11 protein-coding genes are annotated in these 15,529 nt (G+C 41.2%); 1 reads left to right on the forward strand and 10 read right to left on the reverse strand.

The genetic code is table 11. The features are described from left to right. Window positions 1-413: 413 nt before the first annotated feature. The 10 genes from KVY11_RS14085 to sdhC all read right to left on the reverse strand — a co-directional run bounded on the left by KVY11_RS14085 (window position 414) and on the right by sdhC (window position 13,149). Window positions 414-845, reverse strand: coding sequence for a hypothetical protein (locus KVY11_RS14085; RefSeq protein WP_159152587.1), 432 nt, complete (start codon window positions 843-845; stop codon window positions 414-416). A 311-nt stretch (window positions 846-1,156) separates the two neighbouring features. Then, window positions 1,157-2,047, reverse strand: coding sequence for a succinate--CoA ligase subunit alpha (sucD, locus tag KVY11_RS14090; protein ID WP_159152588.1), 891 nt, complete (start codon window positions 2,045-2,047; stop codon window positions 1,157-1,159). Window positions 2,048-2,058: 11 nt separating this feature from the next. After that, window positions 2,059-3,225: an ADP-forming succinate--CoA ligase subunit beta gene (gene sucC, locus KVY11_RS14095; RefSeq protein ID WP_218289303.1), complete on the reverse strand. Its 1,167-nt coding sequence runs from the start codon at window positions 3,223-3,225 to the stop codon at window positions 2,059-2,061. A 172-nt stretch (window positions 3,226-3,397) separates the two neighbouring features. Then, entirely contained in the window at window positions 3,398-4,831 is a 1,434-nt protein-coding gene (gene lpdA / locus KVY11_RS14100) for a dihydrolipoyl dehydrogenase (protein ID WP_218289304.1), read from the reverse strand. A 59-nt stretch (window positions 4,832-4,890) separates the two neighbouring features. Then, complete coding sequence (gene odhB / locus KVY11_RS14105) at window positions 4,891-6,105, reverse strand: 2-oxoglutarate dehydrogenase complex dihydrolipoyllysine-residue succinyltransferase (protein WP_062033969.1); 1,215 nt, start codon at window positions 6,103-6,105, stop codon at window positions 4,891-4,893. 16 nt (window positions 6,106-6,121) lie between these two features. Continuing rightward, on the reverse strand, window positions 6,122-8,944 hold the full coding sequence (locus KVY11_RS14110; RefSeq protein WP_218289337.1) for a 2-oxoglutarate dehydrogenase E1 component: 2,823 nt from the start codon (window positions 8,942-8,944) through the stop codon (window positions 6,122-6,124). An 805-nt stretch (window positions 8,945-9,749) separates the two neighbouring features. Beyond that, the gene (locus tag KVY11_RS14115) at window positions 9,750-10,460 is read right to left on the reverse strand and encodes a succinate dehydrogenase iron-sulfur subunit (protein ID WP_005400410.1); all 711 of its coding nucleotides are present in this window, start codon (window positions 10,458-10,460) and stop codon (window positions 9,750-9,752) included. A gap of 14 nt (window positions 10,461-10,474) precedes the next feature. Beyond that, entirely contained in the window at window positions 10,475-12,373 is a 1,899-nt protein-coding gene (locus tag KVY11_RS14120) for an FAD-binding protein (RefSeq protein WP_125273218.1), read from the reverse strand. A 12-nt stretch (window positions 12,374-12,385) separates the two neighbouring features. Then, on the reverse strand, window positions 12,386-12,751 hold the full coding sequence (gene sdhD, locus KVY11_RS14125; protein ID WP_004695554.1) for a succinate dehydrogenase, hydrophobic membrane anchor protein: 366 nt from the start codon (window positions 12,749-12,751) through the stop codon (window positions 12,386-12,388). Further along, a complete protein-coding gene (gene sdhC / locus KVY11_RS14130; protein ID WP_142769276.1) occupies window positions 12,751-13,149 on the reverse strand; it encodes a succinate dehydrogenase, cytochrome b556 subunit in 399 nt (132 codons plus the stop codon). The genes sdhD and sdhC overlap by 1 nt, the downstream gene beginning before the upstream one ends. A 1,027-nt stretch (window positions 13,150-14,176) precedes the next feature. Between sdhC and gltA the strand changes: the two genes are divergently transcribed. Continuing rightward, on the forward strand, window positions 14,177-15,451 hold the full coding sequence (gene gltA / locus KVY11_RS14135; protein ID WP_004695551.1) for a citrate synthase: 1,275 nt from the start codon (window positions 14,177-14,179) through the stop codon (window positions 15,449-15,451). Window positions 15,452-15,529 lie beyond the last annotated feature (78 nt).

Raw genomic sequence — 15,529 nt, forward strand, 5'->3', positions numbered from 1 at the left:
AACGCCATTTGCAACATTACTCGATGGAAAACGTATTTGGGCTGAAAAGAATTTAGCTCAAATTTAACCTGACAGTCTTAAGCAAATATCGGTAACTGTCAGATTAGGTTTGAACTAGTACAACTTACAATCAAAAAACGCGACGATCTGTCGCGTTTTTATCATCTGCTTTAATATTCAACTTTCTACAAAATACACATTTAAGCTTTTAAAACGATAAACCTAAGAATTCACTCAGCACAGTAAGCCCATCATCTATTATAAAAATTTAAGTTATCTTCGTTCTTAAGTCGACTCACTCGCCACTAGTGAATTCAAAGAATTAATGTAAACATCCTAGACCTTACAATTGAGTGAAAACATTCTAAACAGTAACGGAAAAAAATTTTTATGAATAAATAGAATTAAGCTATTTAGTGCAAAAACACCCAAAAGAAACGGATCAATTGCCCACGATCATAAGGAAAATTTGAAAGGTACTCATATCCAACTTTATTTCTTTTATTAACTTTAATTTCGATACCATACCCAAAAGAAACACCAAGCATATCCAAGTCAGAACCGTGAAACTCCCCTGTCCCCAATTTATGACTCAAACTATCCGAATTGTAAGCCGTGTAGTTAAATACGCGAATATACTCATTCTCATAAAAATCATTATTGATCAATGTATAATCGTTTTCCTCTTCATCATGTTGTGCAGCTAACTGCTGATAATGGTGGAAGATATCATCACTCAAAGACTCTGCCAAATAGACATCTTCATTTTCAGCATAAGCGCTATTCATCGCCAATCCGAATAAGAATAAGCAGCGGAAAAATAATAAATGAATCGGCTTCAACATCTGCAATACTATGTCTTCAAAAGAATTATTTTAATTATGAATATAGCATAGTCCTCTATAGAAACATTGCTCACTAAATATTTATCGATACTCAGATTGGTAGGTACATAGCAAATCTTGCTCTAATTTCACCATTTTATCTTTTGTTCAGTATGGCTTTTTCAATGCGGCAGAATATAATTTTCAACAGGGATTAAGTTACTTTAAACCCTCATATTATTTTTTGTCTTAGAGCAAACTAAAATACTCCCCACAAAAAAGCCGCATGTGCAATTAACACCTACGGCTTTTTCCTTTAAAATATAAAAAGCTTAAACTAAACCATTATCCTTTAAAAGTTGGAACATCGTTGAACCGAGTTCTGCTGGGCTACGTGTATACGCCATCCCCGCCTTTTCAAATGCTGCAAACTTTTCTTCAGCAGTACCTTTACCACCAGAAATAATTGCTCCCGCATGTCCCATACGCTTGCCTTTCGGTGCTGTTACACCTGCAATATAACCCACCACAGGTTTAGTCACATGCGATTGAATATATTCAGCTGCTTCTTCTTCAGCCGTACCACCAATCTCACCAATCATGATTATCGCTTCAGTTTGCGGATCTTCTTGGAACAGTTTCAAACAATCAATTTGGTTCATGCCCGGAATTGGATCACCACCAATACCAATACAGGTTGATTGTCCTAAGCCCAGTTTCGTCGTTTGAGCAACCGCCTCATAAGTCAACGTACCTGAACGCGAGATAATACCAATTTTACCCGGTTGGTGAATATGACCCGGCATAATCCCAATCTTACATTCACCCGGAGTAATAATACCCGGACAGTTTGGACCAATCAGACGCGTACCATTACCATTGGTTTCAAGATAACGCTTAGCTTTGAGCATGTCTAAAGTTGGCACGCCTTCTGTGATGACCACAATCAGTCCAACACCTGAATCCACTGCCTCAATAATTGAATCTAATACAAACGGTGCTGGCACATAAATCACAGTCGCATCTGCGCCTGTGCCTGCAACTGCATCTTTCATGGTGTTAAATACAGGTAAATCTAAATGGGTTGTGCCACCTTTACCAGGAGTTACCCCGCCAACGACTTTAGTTCCATAATCTAGTGCTTGTGCTGAGTGAAATGTACCGTTTTTACCTGTAAAACCTTGTACCAATACTTTGGTGTCTTTATTAATTAATACGCTCATATTGATACTCCTTACGCTTTTACTGCAGCAACAATTTTTTCTGCGGCATCCGACAAGCCATTTGCAGAAATAAGTTTTAAACCCGATTCATCAAGTAATTTGGCACCCAATTCAGCATTGTTCCCTTCTAAACGAACAACTACAGGTACGGTCACATTTACTTCTTGAACCGCTGCAATAATTGCTTCAGCAATCATGTCACAACGTACAATTCCACCGAAGATATTAATCAATACCCCTTGTACAGAGGTATCTGCCAGAATAATTTTAAACGCTTCAATCACACGGTCTTTAGTTGCACCACCACCGACATCAAGGAAGTTCGCAGGTTGGCCGCCATAAAGTTTAATAATATCCATGGTTGCCATCGCAAGGCCTGCACCATTAACCATACAGCCAATGTTGCCTTCAAGCGCGACGTAGTTAAGGTCAAATTCAGACGCTTTTAACTCACGTTCATTTTCCTGTGACTTATCGCGCAGCGCAGCAATTTCTGGTAAACGGTACAGCGCGTTTGAGTCAATCCCCACTTTGGCATCGACACATAGGATGTCACCATTTTCACGTACAGATAGCGGGTTAATCTCAAATAAAGCAAAGTCATTCTCGATGAATGCTTGATACGCAGCAGACATCACTTTCACAAATTGATTCACTTGACCATCTTTAAGGTTCAACTTAAATGCAACTTCGCGTGCTTGAAATGGCAATAAGCCAACCAAAGGATCGACTTCAACTTTGATAATTTTTTCTGGGGTTTCTTCAGCAACCTTTTCAATTTCAACGCCACCTTCGGTTGAAGCCATAAAGGTCACACGACGACTTGAGCGGTCAACCACTGCACCTAAATACAGTTCACGCTCTACAGGATAAACATCTTCCGCGACAAGTACGCTATTTACAGGTTGGCCATGGCTATCGGTTTGATAGGTAACAAGGTTGGTCCCGATGATGCTTTTTGCATATTCAGCAGCTTCCGTTGCTGACTTTACAACTTTTACGCCACCCGCCTTACCACGACCACCCGCATGCACTTGGGCTTTCATGACAGCAAATTTTCCGCCTATTTGATGAAAGGCTTTTACTGCTTCGTCTGGAGTGGTGGCAAGTACGCCCTCTTGGACAGGCATACCATATTTTTTTAATAGCGCTTTAGCTTGATATTCATGTAAATTCATCGACTAACCTTTTTATTACTGCTTATTTACTTTTTGTTGCACCGAAACTGGTTACTATCACAGTAACCATTTTGGATTTTTAAAACTTCTTGTCTTTATTTTTAGATGATTCTTCATGAGAAGACAACACCTGAAACAAAAAAGAGCGACCGTAGTCGCTCTTTTCGTTGTCTTATTTGCGTTTACGCTGAATTGCGTGAATCGCTCGACCATCCACTGCAAGTGCAGCTTCATGCACAACTTCAGAGAAAGTTGGATGACCAAATGTCATCAATTGAAGATCTTCAACACTTGATACAAATTCAAGTGCAATCATACCTTGATGAACGATATCAGACGCTGCTGGTCCAATCACGTGCATACCCAGTAAACGATCTGTTTTTGCATCTGCAACGAACTTCACGAAACCTGCATTTTCACCAGCAGCCATTGCACGACCATTTGCAGCGAAACCGAATTGACCCGTTTTTACTTCATGGCCTTTTTCTTTCGCTTGCTCTTCTGTTAAACCTACCCACGCCGCTTCTGGGTGTGTATAGATTACAGAAATGATTGTGTCATAGTTGACTTGTGCAGCATGACCGTGAATACGTTCAACAGCCATTACTCCTTCTTCCATTGCTTTATGCGCAAGCATTGGACCACGTACCAAGTCACCAATTGCATATACACCTTCAACAGAAGTTCCACACCAATCGTTCACTTCAACTAAACCACGTTCAGTGAGTTTAATACCTGAATCATCAGCCAATAAACCTTCTGCATAAGCACGACGACCAACACAAACAATTAATTTATCGAAAGTTTGAGTTTTTTCTTCGCCACCTTGCGTGTACTTAACGGTTACTTCACGACCGTTAACTTCAGTACCTGCAACTTTAGCGCCAACGCGAATGTCTAAACCTTGTTTAGTCAATAATTTTTGGTAATCTTTAGCCAATGCTTTATCAGCCATTGGTAAGAATGCATCCATTGCTTCAAATACAACAACTTCAGCACCTAAACGACGCCATACTGAACCAAGTTCTAAACCAATTACGCCAGCACCAATAACACCTAAACGCTTAGGAACTTCTTGGAATTCTAAAGCACCAGTTGAATCAACAATAATGTCTTGATCAACAGGAGCTACAGGAATATTTACAGGCACAGAACCAGATGCAAGAATCACATATTTTGGCTCTAAAATTTGAGTTTCACCTTCATGAGAAACAAACTCAACTTTTTTACCAGCAAGTAATTTACCAGTACCTTTTAACCATTCGATACCATTCCCTTTAAGAAGGCCGTCGATACCCATAGTTAATTGGTTTACGATTTTATCTTTACGATCAAGAAGTTTAGCCAAGTCAAACTTCACTTCACCTGTTGTAATACCGTGATCATCTAAATGATGAACTGTATCTTCGTAGCGGTGAGAAGAATCAAGTAAAGCTTTAGAAGGAATACAACCCACATTTAAGCAAGTACCACCTAAAGATGGTTTGCCTTTGTGAATACGTTTTTCGATACAAGCAACTTTAAAACCTAATTGCGCTGCACGAATCGCTGCTTCATAGCCACCTGGGCCACCGCCAATTACAACAAGATCAAATTGTTGAGACATTTTTATCTCCAAAAATGGGCTTAGAGGATCGCTCTAAGCCCATGTTTTATTCTTTAGAATTAAAGGTCAAGGATCAATTTAGCTGGTTCTTCTAACAATTCTTTGATTGTTACAAGGAAACCAACTGCTTCTTTACCATCGATTAGACGGTGGTCATAAGAAAGCGCTAAATACATCATCGGTAAGATTTCTACTTGACCGTTTACAGCCATTGGACGCTCTTGGATTTTATGCATACCCAAAATCGCAGTTTGCGGTGTATTCAAGATCGGAGTCGACAACAATGAACCGAAAGTACCACCGTTGGTGATTGTGAACGTACCGCCAGTCATGTCTTCGATGCCCAATTTGCCATCACGTGCTTTATAAGCAAAGTCACGGATACCATTTTCAACTTCAGCATAGTTCATGCGATCAGTATCACGAAGTACAGGTACAACTAGACCACGCTCAGAAGATACTGCTACACCGATGTCATAGTAACCGTGGTAAACAATGTCATCACCGTCAATTGAAGCGTTAACTGCTGGGTAGCGTTTAAGCGCTTCAGTTGCAGCTTTAACAAAGAAAGACATAAAGCCAAGACGCGCACCGTGACGCTTCTCAAATGCGTCTTTGTATTGTGCACGCATTTCCATGATTGGCTTCATGTTCACTTCGTTAAACGTCGTCAACATTGCAGTTTCTTGAGTTGCAGCAAGCAGACGCTCAGCAACACGCTTACGAAGACGTGTCATTGGAACACGTTTCTCAACACGCTCACCCACAGCAACACTTAATGGTGCTGCAGCTGGAGCTGCTGGCTTAGTTTGGTGATTTGCTACATCTTCTTTCGTGATACGACCACCACGACCTGTACCCGCAACATCAGCAGCTGGAATACCAGACTCAGTCAATGCCTTACGCACAGCAGGCGCTTGATCAGCAACTTGAGCACGTTCAACGACTGGTGCAGCACCCGCTTCAGTTTGAGTAACTGCTTGTTCTACTTTCGCTTCAGACTGAACTGCTTCAGTTTGCGCAGCGCCAGATACAGCACCTTCTTCAAACTGTGCAATCACTTCATTTGAAAGAACAGTGTCACCTTCACCTTTAATGATCGATGCAATTGTACCGTCAGCAGGAGCAACAACTTCTAAAACAACTTTATCTGTTTCAATATCACAGATCACTTCATCACGTGATACTGCTTCACCTGGTTGTTTGTGCCAAGTTGCGATTGTTCCGTCCGCAACTGACTCAGGGAATACCGGTGCTTTAATTTCGGTTGCCATTACTAAGAATCTCCTGTTATTCAGCTACGATCGCTAAAGCGTCATTTACGAGCTGAGCTTGTTGTTTTGCATGCAAATATGGTGAACCACAAGCCGGTGCAGCAGAAGCTTCACGACCTGCATAACTGATACGTACTGGTTTAGCCGACTTCATTACATCATCATATAGACGAGGAGCAATAAATAACCAAGCGCCTTGGTTCTTCGGCTCTTCTTGCGTCCAAACGATGTCTTTCACATTTGGATATTGAGCAAGAACTTCAGCAATACGTTGTTCAGGGTATGGATACAATTGTTCAATACGAACGATTGCAGTGTTATTCAACTCTTGCTCACGACGTTTCTCAAGCAAGTCATAGTAAACCTTACCACCACAAAGCACTAAACGTGTTACGTCTGCTTTGTTGATGTTGTCGATTTCATCAATCACAGTTTGGAATGTACCATTTGCAAGTTCACTTAAAGTAGACGTTGCAAGCTTGTGACGAAGTAAAGACTTCGGTGACATGATGATCATTGGCTTACGAATTGGGCGAATCGCTTGACGACGTAAAGCATGGAAAATCTGTGCAGGCGTAGTCGGTGTCATCACTTGCATGTTGTCTTCAGCACATAGCTGTAAGAAACGCTCTAAACGTGCAGATGAGTGCTCTGGACCTTGACCTTCAAAACCGTGAGGAAGAAGTAAGGTTAAACCACACACACGCTCCCACTTGGTTTCACCTGATGCGATGAACTGATCGATTACCACCTGTGCACAGTTTGCGAAGTCACCAAATTGTGCTTCCCAAATGATCAAACTCTTAGGCAGAGTCGTGGCATAACCATACTCAAAACCTAACACCGCCATTTCAGACAATAATGAGTCATAAATAGCAGTACGTGGTTGATTTTCTTTGATATGGCAAAGTGGAATGTACGTTGAACCATCCACTTGGTTATGCAGTTTTGCATGACGGTGTGAGAAGGTACCACGACCTACATCTTCACCTGTCAAACGAACCAAATAGCCATCATCTAAAATAGATGCATAAGCCAAAGTTTCTGCAGCACCCCAGTTCAATGGCATTTCGCCAGTTTGCATTTTTAAGCGATCATCAATCACTTTTGCAACTTGACGCTGCATCACGAAGCCTTCAGGAAGCTCGCGCATTTTGCGACCAAGCTCTTTTAAGCGATCTTCAGAACATGTGGTATCCCATACGTCTGTATAGTCATGTCCTAAGTACGGTGCCCAATCTACAAACATTTTTGTATTTGGTTCAAGTACCAATGCATTTGCAACGTGCTTACCAGCTTCTAAATCAGCACGGTAATCTTCAACCATTTGATCCGCTTTAGCACGGTCTAATACGCTTTCTTGAACCAATTGGTCTGCATACAGCGCACGCGTTGTCGTTTTCTTGTTGATGACTTGATACATCATTGGCTGAGTTGCAGCTGGCTCGTCCGCTTCGTTGTGACCACGGCGGCGGTAACAGAACATGTCAATGACAACGTCTTTACGGAAAGTATGACGGAAGTCATGTGCCAATTGCGCAACAAACAATACTGATTCAGGATCATCACCGTTCACATGGAAAATCGGTGCTTGGATCATTTTCGCGATGTCGGTACAGTATTCTGTAGAACGCGCATCACGTGGATCAGATGTTGTGAAACCAACTTGGTTATTCACCACAATGTGAACCGTGCCACCCACTGTATAGCCACGTGTTTGTGACATTTGGAAGGTTTCTTGGTTAACACCTTGACCTGCAAATGCAGCATCACCGTGAACAATTACTGGCAATACGTCATCGCCACCAATATCTTTACGACGTACTTGACGTGCACGTACTGAACCTTCAACCACAGGGCCAACGATTTCTAAGTGTGATGGGTTAAACGCCAATGCCAAGTGAACTTCGCCACCTTGAGTCATTACGTTTGAAGAGAAACCTTGGTGGTATTTAACGTCACCAGAACCTTTTTTATGTAAGCTCTTACCTTCGAACTCACCAAATAGGTCTGCTGGGTTTTTACCCATGATGTTTACAAGAAGGTTCAAACGACCACGGTGTGGCATACCAATGACCACTTCTTTACAACCTACAGAACCTGCACGCTGAATTAAAGCATCAACCATTGGAATGAAAGATTCACCACCTTCCACGCCGAAACGTTTTGCGCCAACGTATTTATTACCTAGGAATTTTTCTAGGCCTTCAGCCGCAGTTAAACGCTCTAATACGTGTTTTTTCTGTTCTGCAGTGAAGTTAAATTGACCACGTGCACCTTCAAGGCGTTGTTGAATCCAACGTTTTTCTTTGGTATCAACAATGTGCATGTATTCTGCACCAATTGAAGCACAGTACGTTGCTTCCATGGCTTGAACCATTTCACCTAGAGTTGCTTCGTCTTTACCAATCAAAAGATTACCTGTATTGAATACAGTGTCGAAATCAGATTGGGTTAAGCCATGTGCAGCAAGGTCAAGATCTGGCACGATTTCACGTTTTGCCAAACCTAAAGGATCAAGCTTCGCTTTTTGGTGACCGCGGTTACGGTACGCTGCAATCAGTTGTAGTACGCCAATTTGACGACGTTCATGTTCTGTACTAACAGAACTTTGTACCACTGCTTGAACACGACTTGAATTACGACCTAGTAATAAGAATTGCTCACGTACATTGCTGTGTGGTTGATCACCTTTCGGGTATTTATCGAAGTATGCACGCCAGTCAGCTTCTACTGAGTCTGGTGCAGCCAAGTACTGCTCATAAAGTTCTTCAATATACGCTGCACTATCAGCGGAAAGTTCAGTGTCAAGACGCAATGCGTCAGCAACTTCTTGCATTTGTGGACCCATTTCCTATTGCAAAAACATTTCAGGATGCTTTTTAAGCGAACCCATGATTAGTAATGTCAAATTGGTAACATGACATTAGTCCCCATAAGGCGGATGCCATGAGGCGTTATCACTACATTAGAATTACCCAATGTGACAATGAATCATAACGCCCTCAGCGGCATCATCACTCATTCATACCCGGCCAAAACCGAGCAATTTTTTGCAAATCGACTTAGAAAAAATAAGGCGTTGCATTATTTTTTCTAAAGCGACTAACTCTTCATTTATACTCGCTCTAATGCGGCTTAAATGTTGAATTAATGTACATATTTAACGCACACTTTTTAAATATAAACGTGCAAAAATTTTAACATACTCCCCATATTTCAATTGATTTTTTTGACACATACCTTTCATAAATTGGCGAAATACACATATCAAAATTTCATCTAATATATGGTGCTTTAAATAAAACTGAGTTTCAACGTAGACCAAAGTCTACTCCAAAAAACACATACGAAAAGAGAGCATCATCTTTCAATATGCCCTCCCCATCAACAACATCCATATTAACATCTTCATAACTTTTTTTGCAGACTCATACTTGCACTTATTTATGACATTTGTTTTAAATCGCCGCGCTTTTCACCAATCTGGTGCAATTTCCACAAAAGCCACCTATCACAAACAAAAATAGTGCCAACCTCACACTTTCACTCAACTTTATTTTTAATTGCAAAAATATAGCTATACAAATAAAAAAGCACACCCTGAAGGTGTGCTTTTTTTAACTGATAAATCAGCCTACAGATTAACCCGCTACATCTAAAAGCATGTTACGGATGTGACCGATTGCTTTAGTTGGGTTCAAACCTTTAGGACAGACTGATACACAGTTCATGATGCCTTTACAACGGAATAGCGAGAATGGGTCGTCTAGACGAGCCAAACGCTCTTGAGTTGCTGTATCACGAGAGTCGATGATAAAACGGTATGCATTCAACAATGCTGAAGGCCCCAAGAACTTGTCTGGGTTCCACCAGAATGATGGGCATGAAGTTGAACAACATGCACAAAGAATACATTCGTATAAACCATCTAAGTGTTCACGCTCTTCAGGAGACTGTAAACGCTCTTTTGGCGGCGCAGGTTGGTTGTTGATCAAGAATGGGTGAATTTTGTTGTACTGATCGTAGAACTGATTCATATCCACAACTAAATCTTTAACCACCGGCAAACCAGGTAAAGGACGAACTGTGATCACTTCTGGTAAGTCGTTTAGGTTCCAAAGACACGCTAAACCATTTTTACCATTGATGTTTACACCATCCGAACCACAAATACCTTCACGGCATGAACGGCGGAATGTTAATGATTCATCCTGTACTTTCAATGCAAGAAGCGCATCAAGCAACATACGGTGCTTATCAGTCAATTCTAACTTGAAAGTTTGCATGTACGGCGCTGCATCCTTATCAGGATCGTAGCGGTAGATATTAAATGTACGAGTACCTCTACTCATCTTACTTCTCCCAATTAGAATGTACGTGGTTTAGGTGGAATTGCAGCAACTGACAATGGCTTATAACGTACTGGCTTGTACTCAAGACGGTTATCGCTAGAGAACCATAATGTGTGCTTCATCCACTCATCATCACGACGACCATATGGGTAAGCTGGATGATCTGGCGACTCTTCAAAGTCTACAACCGTATGCGCACCACGGCACTCTTTACGAGCTGCTGCTGAGATCAATGTTGCTTTAGCCACTTCATACAAGTTTTCAACTTCTAAAGCCTCTACACGCGCAGTGTTAAATACTTTAGATTTGTCTTTCAAGTGAATATTGCGTACACGCGGTTCAATCGCAAGAATCTGCTTCACACCTTCTTCAAGAAGTGCAGTTGTACGGAATACACCAGCATGATCTTGAACGATGTCACGAATTGCATCTGCAACTTCTTGGGCATTTTCACCAGTTGTTGAATCATCCAATTTACGGATACGTGCAACAGTTTGCTCAAGTACAGTCGTAGGAAGCGGTTGGTATTCATCACCGTGATGTTTAGTCACGTAGTCAATGATGTGCTCACCCGCAGCTTTACCAAATACAACCAAGTCTAGTAGCGAGTTCGTACCTAAACGGTTTGCACCATGTACAGACACGCAAGAACATTCACCAATTGCATAGAAGCCTTTAACAGGTTTCGTAAAGTTACGATCGCCCGCATTAGTCGAATAGATATCGCTATCTTTGTCATAATGTGCTGCAAATGCTTCAGTTTCAGAACCTTCAGGCACAACCACTTGACCGTGGATATTCGTTGGAATACCACCCATTTGGTAGTGAATTGTTGGTACAACTGGAATTGGCTCTTTGGTGATGTCAACGTTCGCGAATTTCTTACCAATCTCAAATACAGATGGAAGACGTTTCATGATCGTTTCCGCACCCAAGTGTGTCATATCAAGCAAGATGTAATCTTTCTTAGGACCACAACCACGACCTTCTTTAATTTCTTGGTCCATAGAACGTGATACGAAGTCACGTGGTGCCAAGTCTTTTAAAGTTGGTGCATAGCGTTCCATGAATGGCTCACCAGCATCGTTACGAAGGATTGCACCTTCACCACGACAGCCTTCTGTCAACAATACGCCTGCGCCCGCAACACCTGTCGGGTGGAATTGCCAGAATTCCATATCTTGTAATGGAATACCTGCACGAGCCGCCATACCAAGACCGTCACCAGTGTTGATATATGCGTTAGTTGATGCACGGTAAACACGACCCGCCCCACCTGTAGCAAATAATGTCGCTTTTGCTTGGAATACTGCAATTTTACCCGTTTCTTGGTCGTATGCAGTTACACCCAGTACATCACCCGCTTCGTTACGGATTAAGTCAAGTGCAATCCATTCAACGAAGAATTGAGTACCCATCTTCACGTTGCTTTGATAAAGCGTGTGAAGAAGTGCGTGACCTGTACGGTCGGCAGCAGCACAAGCACGTGGAACCGCTTTTTCACCGTAGTTTGCAGAGTGACCACCGAATGGACGCTGGTAAATCGTACCGTCTGCGTTACGGTCAAATGGCATACCCAAGTGTTCTAGTTCATAAACCACTTGTGGTGCTTCACGCGTCATGAATTCAATCGCGTCTTGGTCACCTAACCAGTCAGAACCTTTAACAGTATCGTAGAAGTGGTAATGCCAGTTATCTTCTTGCATGTTACCAAGAGATGCACCAATACCGCCCTGCGCTGCAACTGTATGAGAACGTGTTGGGAATACTTTAGTCAGAACCGCAACTTTTAAACCAGCTTGAGCAAGTTGGTAAGACGCGCGCATACCTGAACCACCACCACCAACGATGACAGCATCGAAAGTTTCGTGTGGAATATTTGTGTAATCTTCTTTAGGGGTTATAGCGCCCATGATCTATTCCTATCAATTCGCCCAAAAAATCTGGATTGCCCAGATCGCATATGCAAATACAGCAATAATTACTGCTGAAGTCAGTACAAGGCGTAAACCTGAAGCTGAAGGACCCATTTGACGAGTAGTCACATAGTCTGTGAATACTTGCCACATACCAATCCATGCATGTGCAACAAGAGATAAGACGGCTAATAAAGATAAGATCTTCATTGGAGCTGTCATCATAAAGCCGTACCACTGTTCGTAGCTAAAACCGCCATTGCATAGGATCCAACCTAAAACAACAACCGTATAAACTGCTAATACGACAGCACTTACGCGTTGGATAAACCAATCACGAGAACCTGAACCCGTTAAACCAGTAGCACTTTTCATTAGATAACAATCCATACAAATGCCGCAATGATACCGATTGCAGACAAGATCAATGAAATAGTAGCTGCGACACGACCACTTTGCAGTTCTTCAGCAACGCCAAGATCCGCAAGTAAATGCTTAACACCCGCAATAAAGTGGAAAATTAAGCCGGCTACAAATACCCATACGACAAAACGCACGATGAAACTATTGAAAATAGCTTGCACTTGCGCAAAACCTTCTGGAGAAGACAATGACTTGTCTAAAATCCATAAAAGTACCGGTACGAGTAAAAATACGATGACACCAGATAGACGGTGTAAAATTGATGCAATAGCCACAGGGGATTTTAAGTTTACTTCTAAAACTTGACCCATGGACAAATTGACAGGTCTGTTGCTTTTCACAGCGGGCATCCTGTAAGTAAAAACTCCATCCGGAGTTTGTTGGAATTAATTCGAAGGAAAGCTGGCATTGTTCAGCAGCTACTTTAAAACTCTAAATTAAATAGCGTTTGAACTTAAAACGACACTGAATTATAAGACGTGAACTATCAAAATACAAACAATGCCCTTGGCCTTTTTGCATAAAAATTCTTTAAATAAGAATCATTAACACATAGATAAATACCTTGCGCTACAATACTTTAGCTTCAAATCTCAGCTATATGGTTGGTTTTTATAAAATAAACACCAAATTCAAGCGCTAAAATTTATACAAAAACGGTAAAATTCGACTTTAGACTAAAGATGCACAAAAAAGTCTTGTTTTTAAAACTGGCTAATTTCACTGCTTTATTTTAATCATTTTTTATTTATATATAAAATGTTCATTATTTTATTTTAATATAGTGGCATAAATATGCATGATGTTGGTGCAGGAGATTAATCCCCTACAAGATTGAAATATCTCGTAATAAATTTTAATTAAAACAATTTTTTCACATCCGTATAAATAAAAAAAGTGACTTATATATCGTTTTCGAAATACCAAATAAGCTATTTTTTATACAATTAAATCATTTTTTTTGAGTCACTTATTGTTTTTAACAATGACTACGAAAGCAGCATTTTCTTTTTAAAATGATGCGTAAGTTACGAGAATCATAATAAATGTAAATATATGACGACTTGAATTCTGTTTCTTTTCAAGCGCTTTCTTCAATATAAAACTGCTTACAATTGCGCCAGCAACATTTTTTATTTATGCACTTGCTCCTTGAATTAACTTATTATAGTGTGTCGGTGCTGTGATTTTATGCAAATTTTAATGGATTAAATCTTAACTATAACTTCGGAAGTCATCATTTTATCCATAAGTATAATTGACAAAATTTCAGCACTCTCTACTCTTAGAGCAAATTTTTAATCCGTCTGATTCGTGCATTAAAAGATGAGTATTTCGAGTCAGATAAATCATTCACCAGGACAGGAGATCTATTGAATGTCTGAAGCAACTGGCAAAAAAGCCGTTTTACAGCTTGATGGCAAAGAAATTGAATTACCAATTTACAGCGGCACATTGGGCCCAGATGTAATCGACGTTAAGGATGTATTGGCCGCAGGTCACTTCACTTTTGATCCTGGTTTTATGGCTACTGCTGCATGCGAGTCTAAAATCACTTTCATCGACGGTAACAAAGGTGTGCTTTTACACCGTGGCTACCCAATCGACCAGTTAGCAACTAAAGCTGACTACTTAGAAACTTGCTACTTACTTCTCAATGGCGAGCTTCCAACAGCTGAACAAAAAGAAGTATTTGATGCTAAAGTTCGTAACCACACTATGGTTCACGATCAAGTTAGCCGCTTCTTCAATGGTTTCCGTCGCGATGCTCACCCTATGGCGATCATGGTTGGTGTAGTTGGTGCGCTTTCTGCGTTCTATCACAACAACTTAGACATCGAAAATGTTGATCACCGTGAAATTACAGCGATCCGCCTAATTGCTAAAGTACCTACTTTGGCTGCGTGGAGCTACAAGTACACTGTTGGTCAACCATTCGTTTACCCACGTAATGACTTAAGCTACGCTGAAAACTTCTTATACATGATGTTTGCTACTCCAGCAGACCGTGATTACAAAGTAGATCCTATCCTTGCTAAAGCAATGGACCGTATCTTCACGCTTCACGCTGACCACGAACAAAATGCTTCTACGTCTACAGTACGTTTAGCTGGTTCTACTGGTGCGAACCCATATGCATGTATCGCTGCAGGTATCTCTGCACTTTGGGGCCCTGCTCACGGCGGCGCGAACGAAGCTGTTCTTAAGATGCTTGATGAAATCGGCACTGTAGAGAACGTTGCTGACTTCATGGAAAAAGTGAAAACTAAAGAAGTTAAACTCATGGGCTTCGGTCACCGTGTGTACAAAAACTTCGATCCACGTGCGAAAGTAATGAAAGAAACTTGCGACGAAGTTCTTGGTGCGCTTGGCATCAACGATCCACAGCTTGCTCTTGCTATGGAACTTGAACGTATCGCGCTTTCTGATGAATACTTCATCAAACGTAACTTATACCCGAACGTAGACTTCTACTCAGGTATCATCCTTAAAGCGATTGGTATCCCGACAGAAATGTTTACAGTGATCTTCGCGCTTGCACGTACTGTTGGTTGGATCAGCCACTGGTTAGAAATGCACAGCGGTCCGTATAAGATCGGTCGTCCTCGTCAGCTTTACACTGGCGAAGTTCAACGCGACATCAACCGTTAATTCGGTCTGCGTTGATAGACAAAAACCACCCGCATGGGTGGTTTTTTTATATATTGAATTCTAAATCAACAATTCACA

This window comes from Acinetobacter sp. CWB-G5 (genome assembly GCF_019209785.1).
Lineage (GTDB): Bacteria > Pseudomonadota > Gammaproteobacteria > Pseudomonadales > Moraxellaceae > Acinetobacter > Acinetobacter johnsonii.

Bases quoted from the DNA above. Each gene is read 5' to 3' on its own strand.
- KVY11_RS14085 (WP_159152587.1), bottom strand. From the start codon at position 845: ATGTTGAAGCCGATTCATTTATTATTTTTCCGCTGCTTATTCTTATTC.
- sucD (WP_159152588.1), bottom strand. From the start codon at position 2,047: ATGAGCGTATTAATTAATAAAGACACCAAAGTATTGGTACAAGGTTTT.
- sucC (WP_218289303.1), bottom strand. From the start codon at position 3,225: ATGAATTTACATGAATATCAAGCTAAAGCGCTATTAAAAAAATATGGT.
- lpdA (WP_218289304.1), bottom strand. From the start codon at position 4,831: ATGTCTCAACAATTTGATCTTGTTGTAATTGGCGGTGGCCCAGGTGGC.
- odhB (WP_062033969.1), bottom strand. From the start codon at position 6,105: ATGGCAACCGAAATTAAAGCACCGGTATTCCCTGAGTCAGTTGCGGAC.
- KVY11_RS14110 (WP_218289337.1), bottom strand. From the start codon at position 8,944: ATGCAAGAAGTTGCTGACGCATTGCGTCTTGACACTGAACTTTCCGCT.
- KVY11_RS14115 (WP_005400410.1), bottom strand. From the start codon at position 10,460: ATGAGTAGAGGTACTCGTACATTTAATATCTACCGCTACGATCCTGAT.
- KVY11_RS14120 (WP_125273218.1), bottom strand. From the start codon at position 12,373: ATGGGCGCTATAACCCCTAAAGAAGATTACACAAATATTCCACACGAA.
- sdhD (WP_004695554.1), bottom strand. From the start codon at position 12,751: ATGAAAAGTGCTACTGGTTTAACGGGTTCAGGTTCTCGTGATTGGTTT.
- sdhC (WP_142769276.1), bottom strand. From the start codon at position 13,149: ATGCCCGCTGTGAAAAGCAACAGACCTGTCAATTTGTCCATGGGTCAA.
- gltA (WP_004695551.1), top strand. From the start codon at position 14,177: ATGTCTGAAGCAACTGGCAAAAAAGCCGTTTTACAGCTTGATGGCAAA.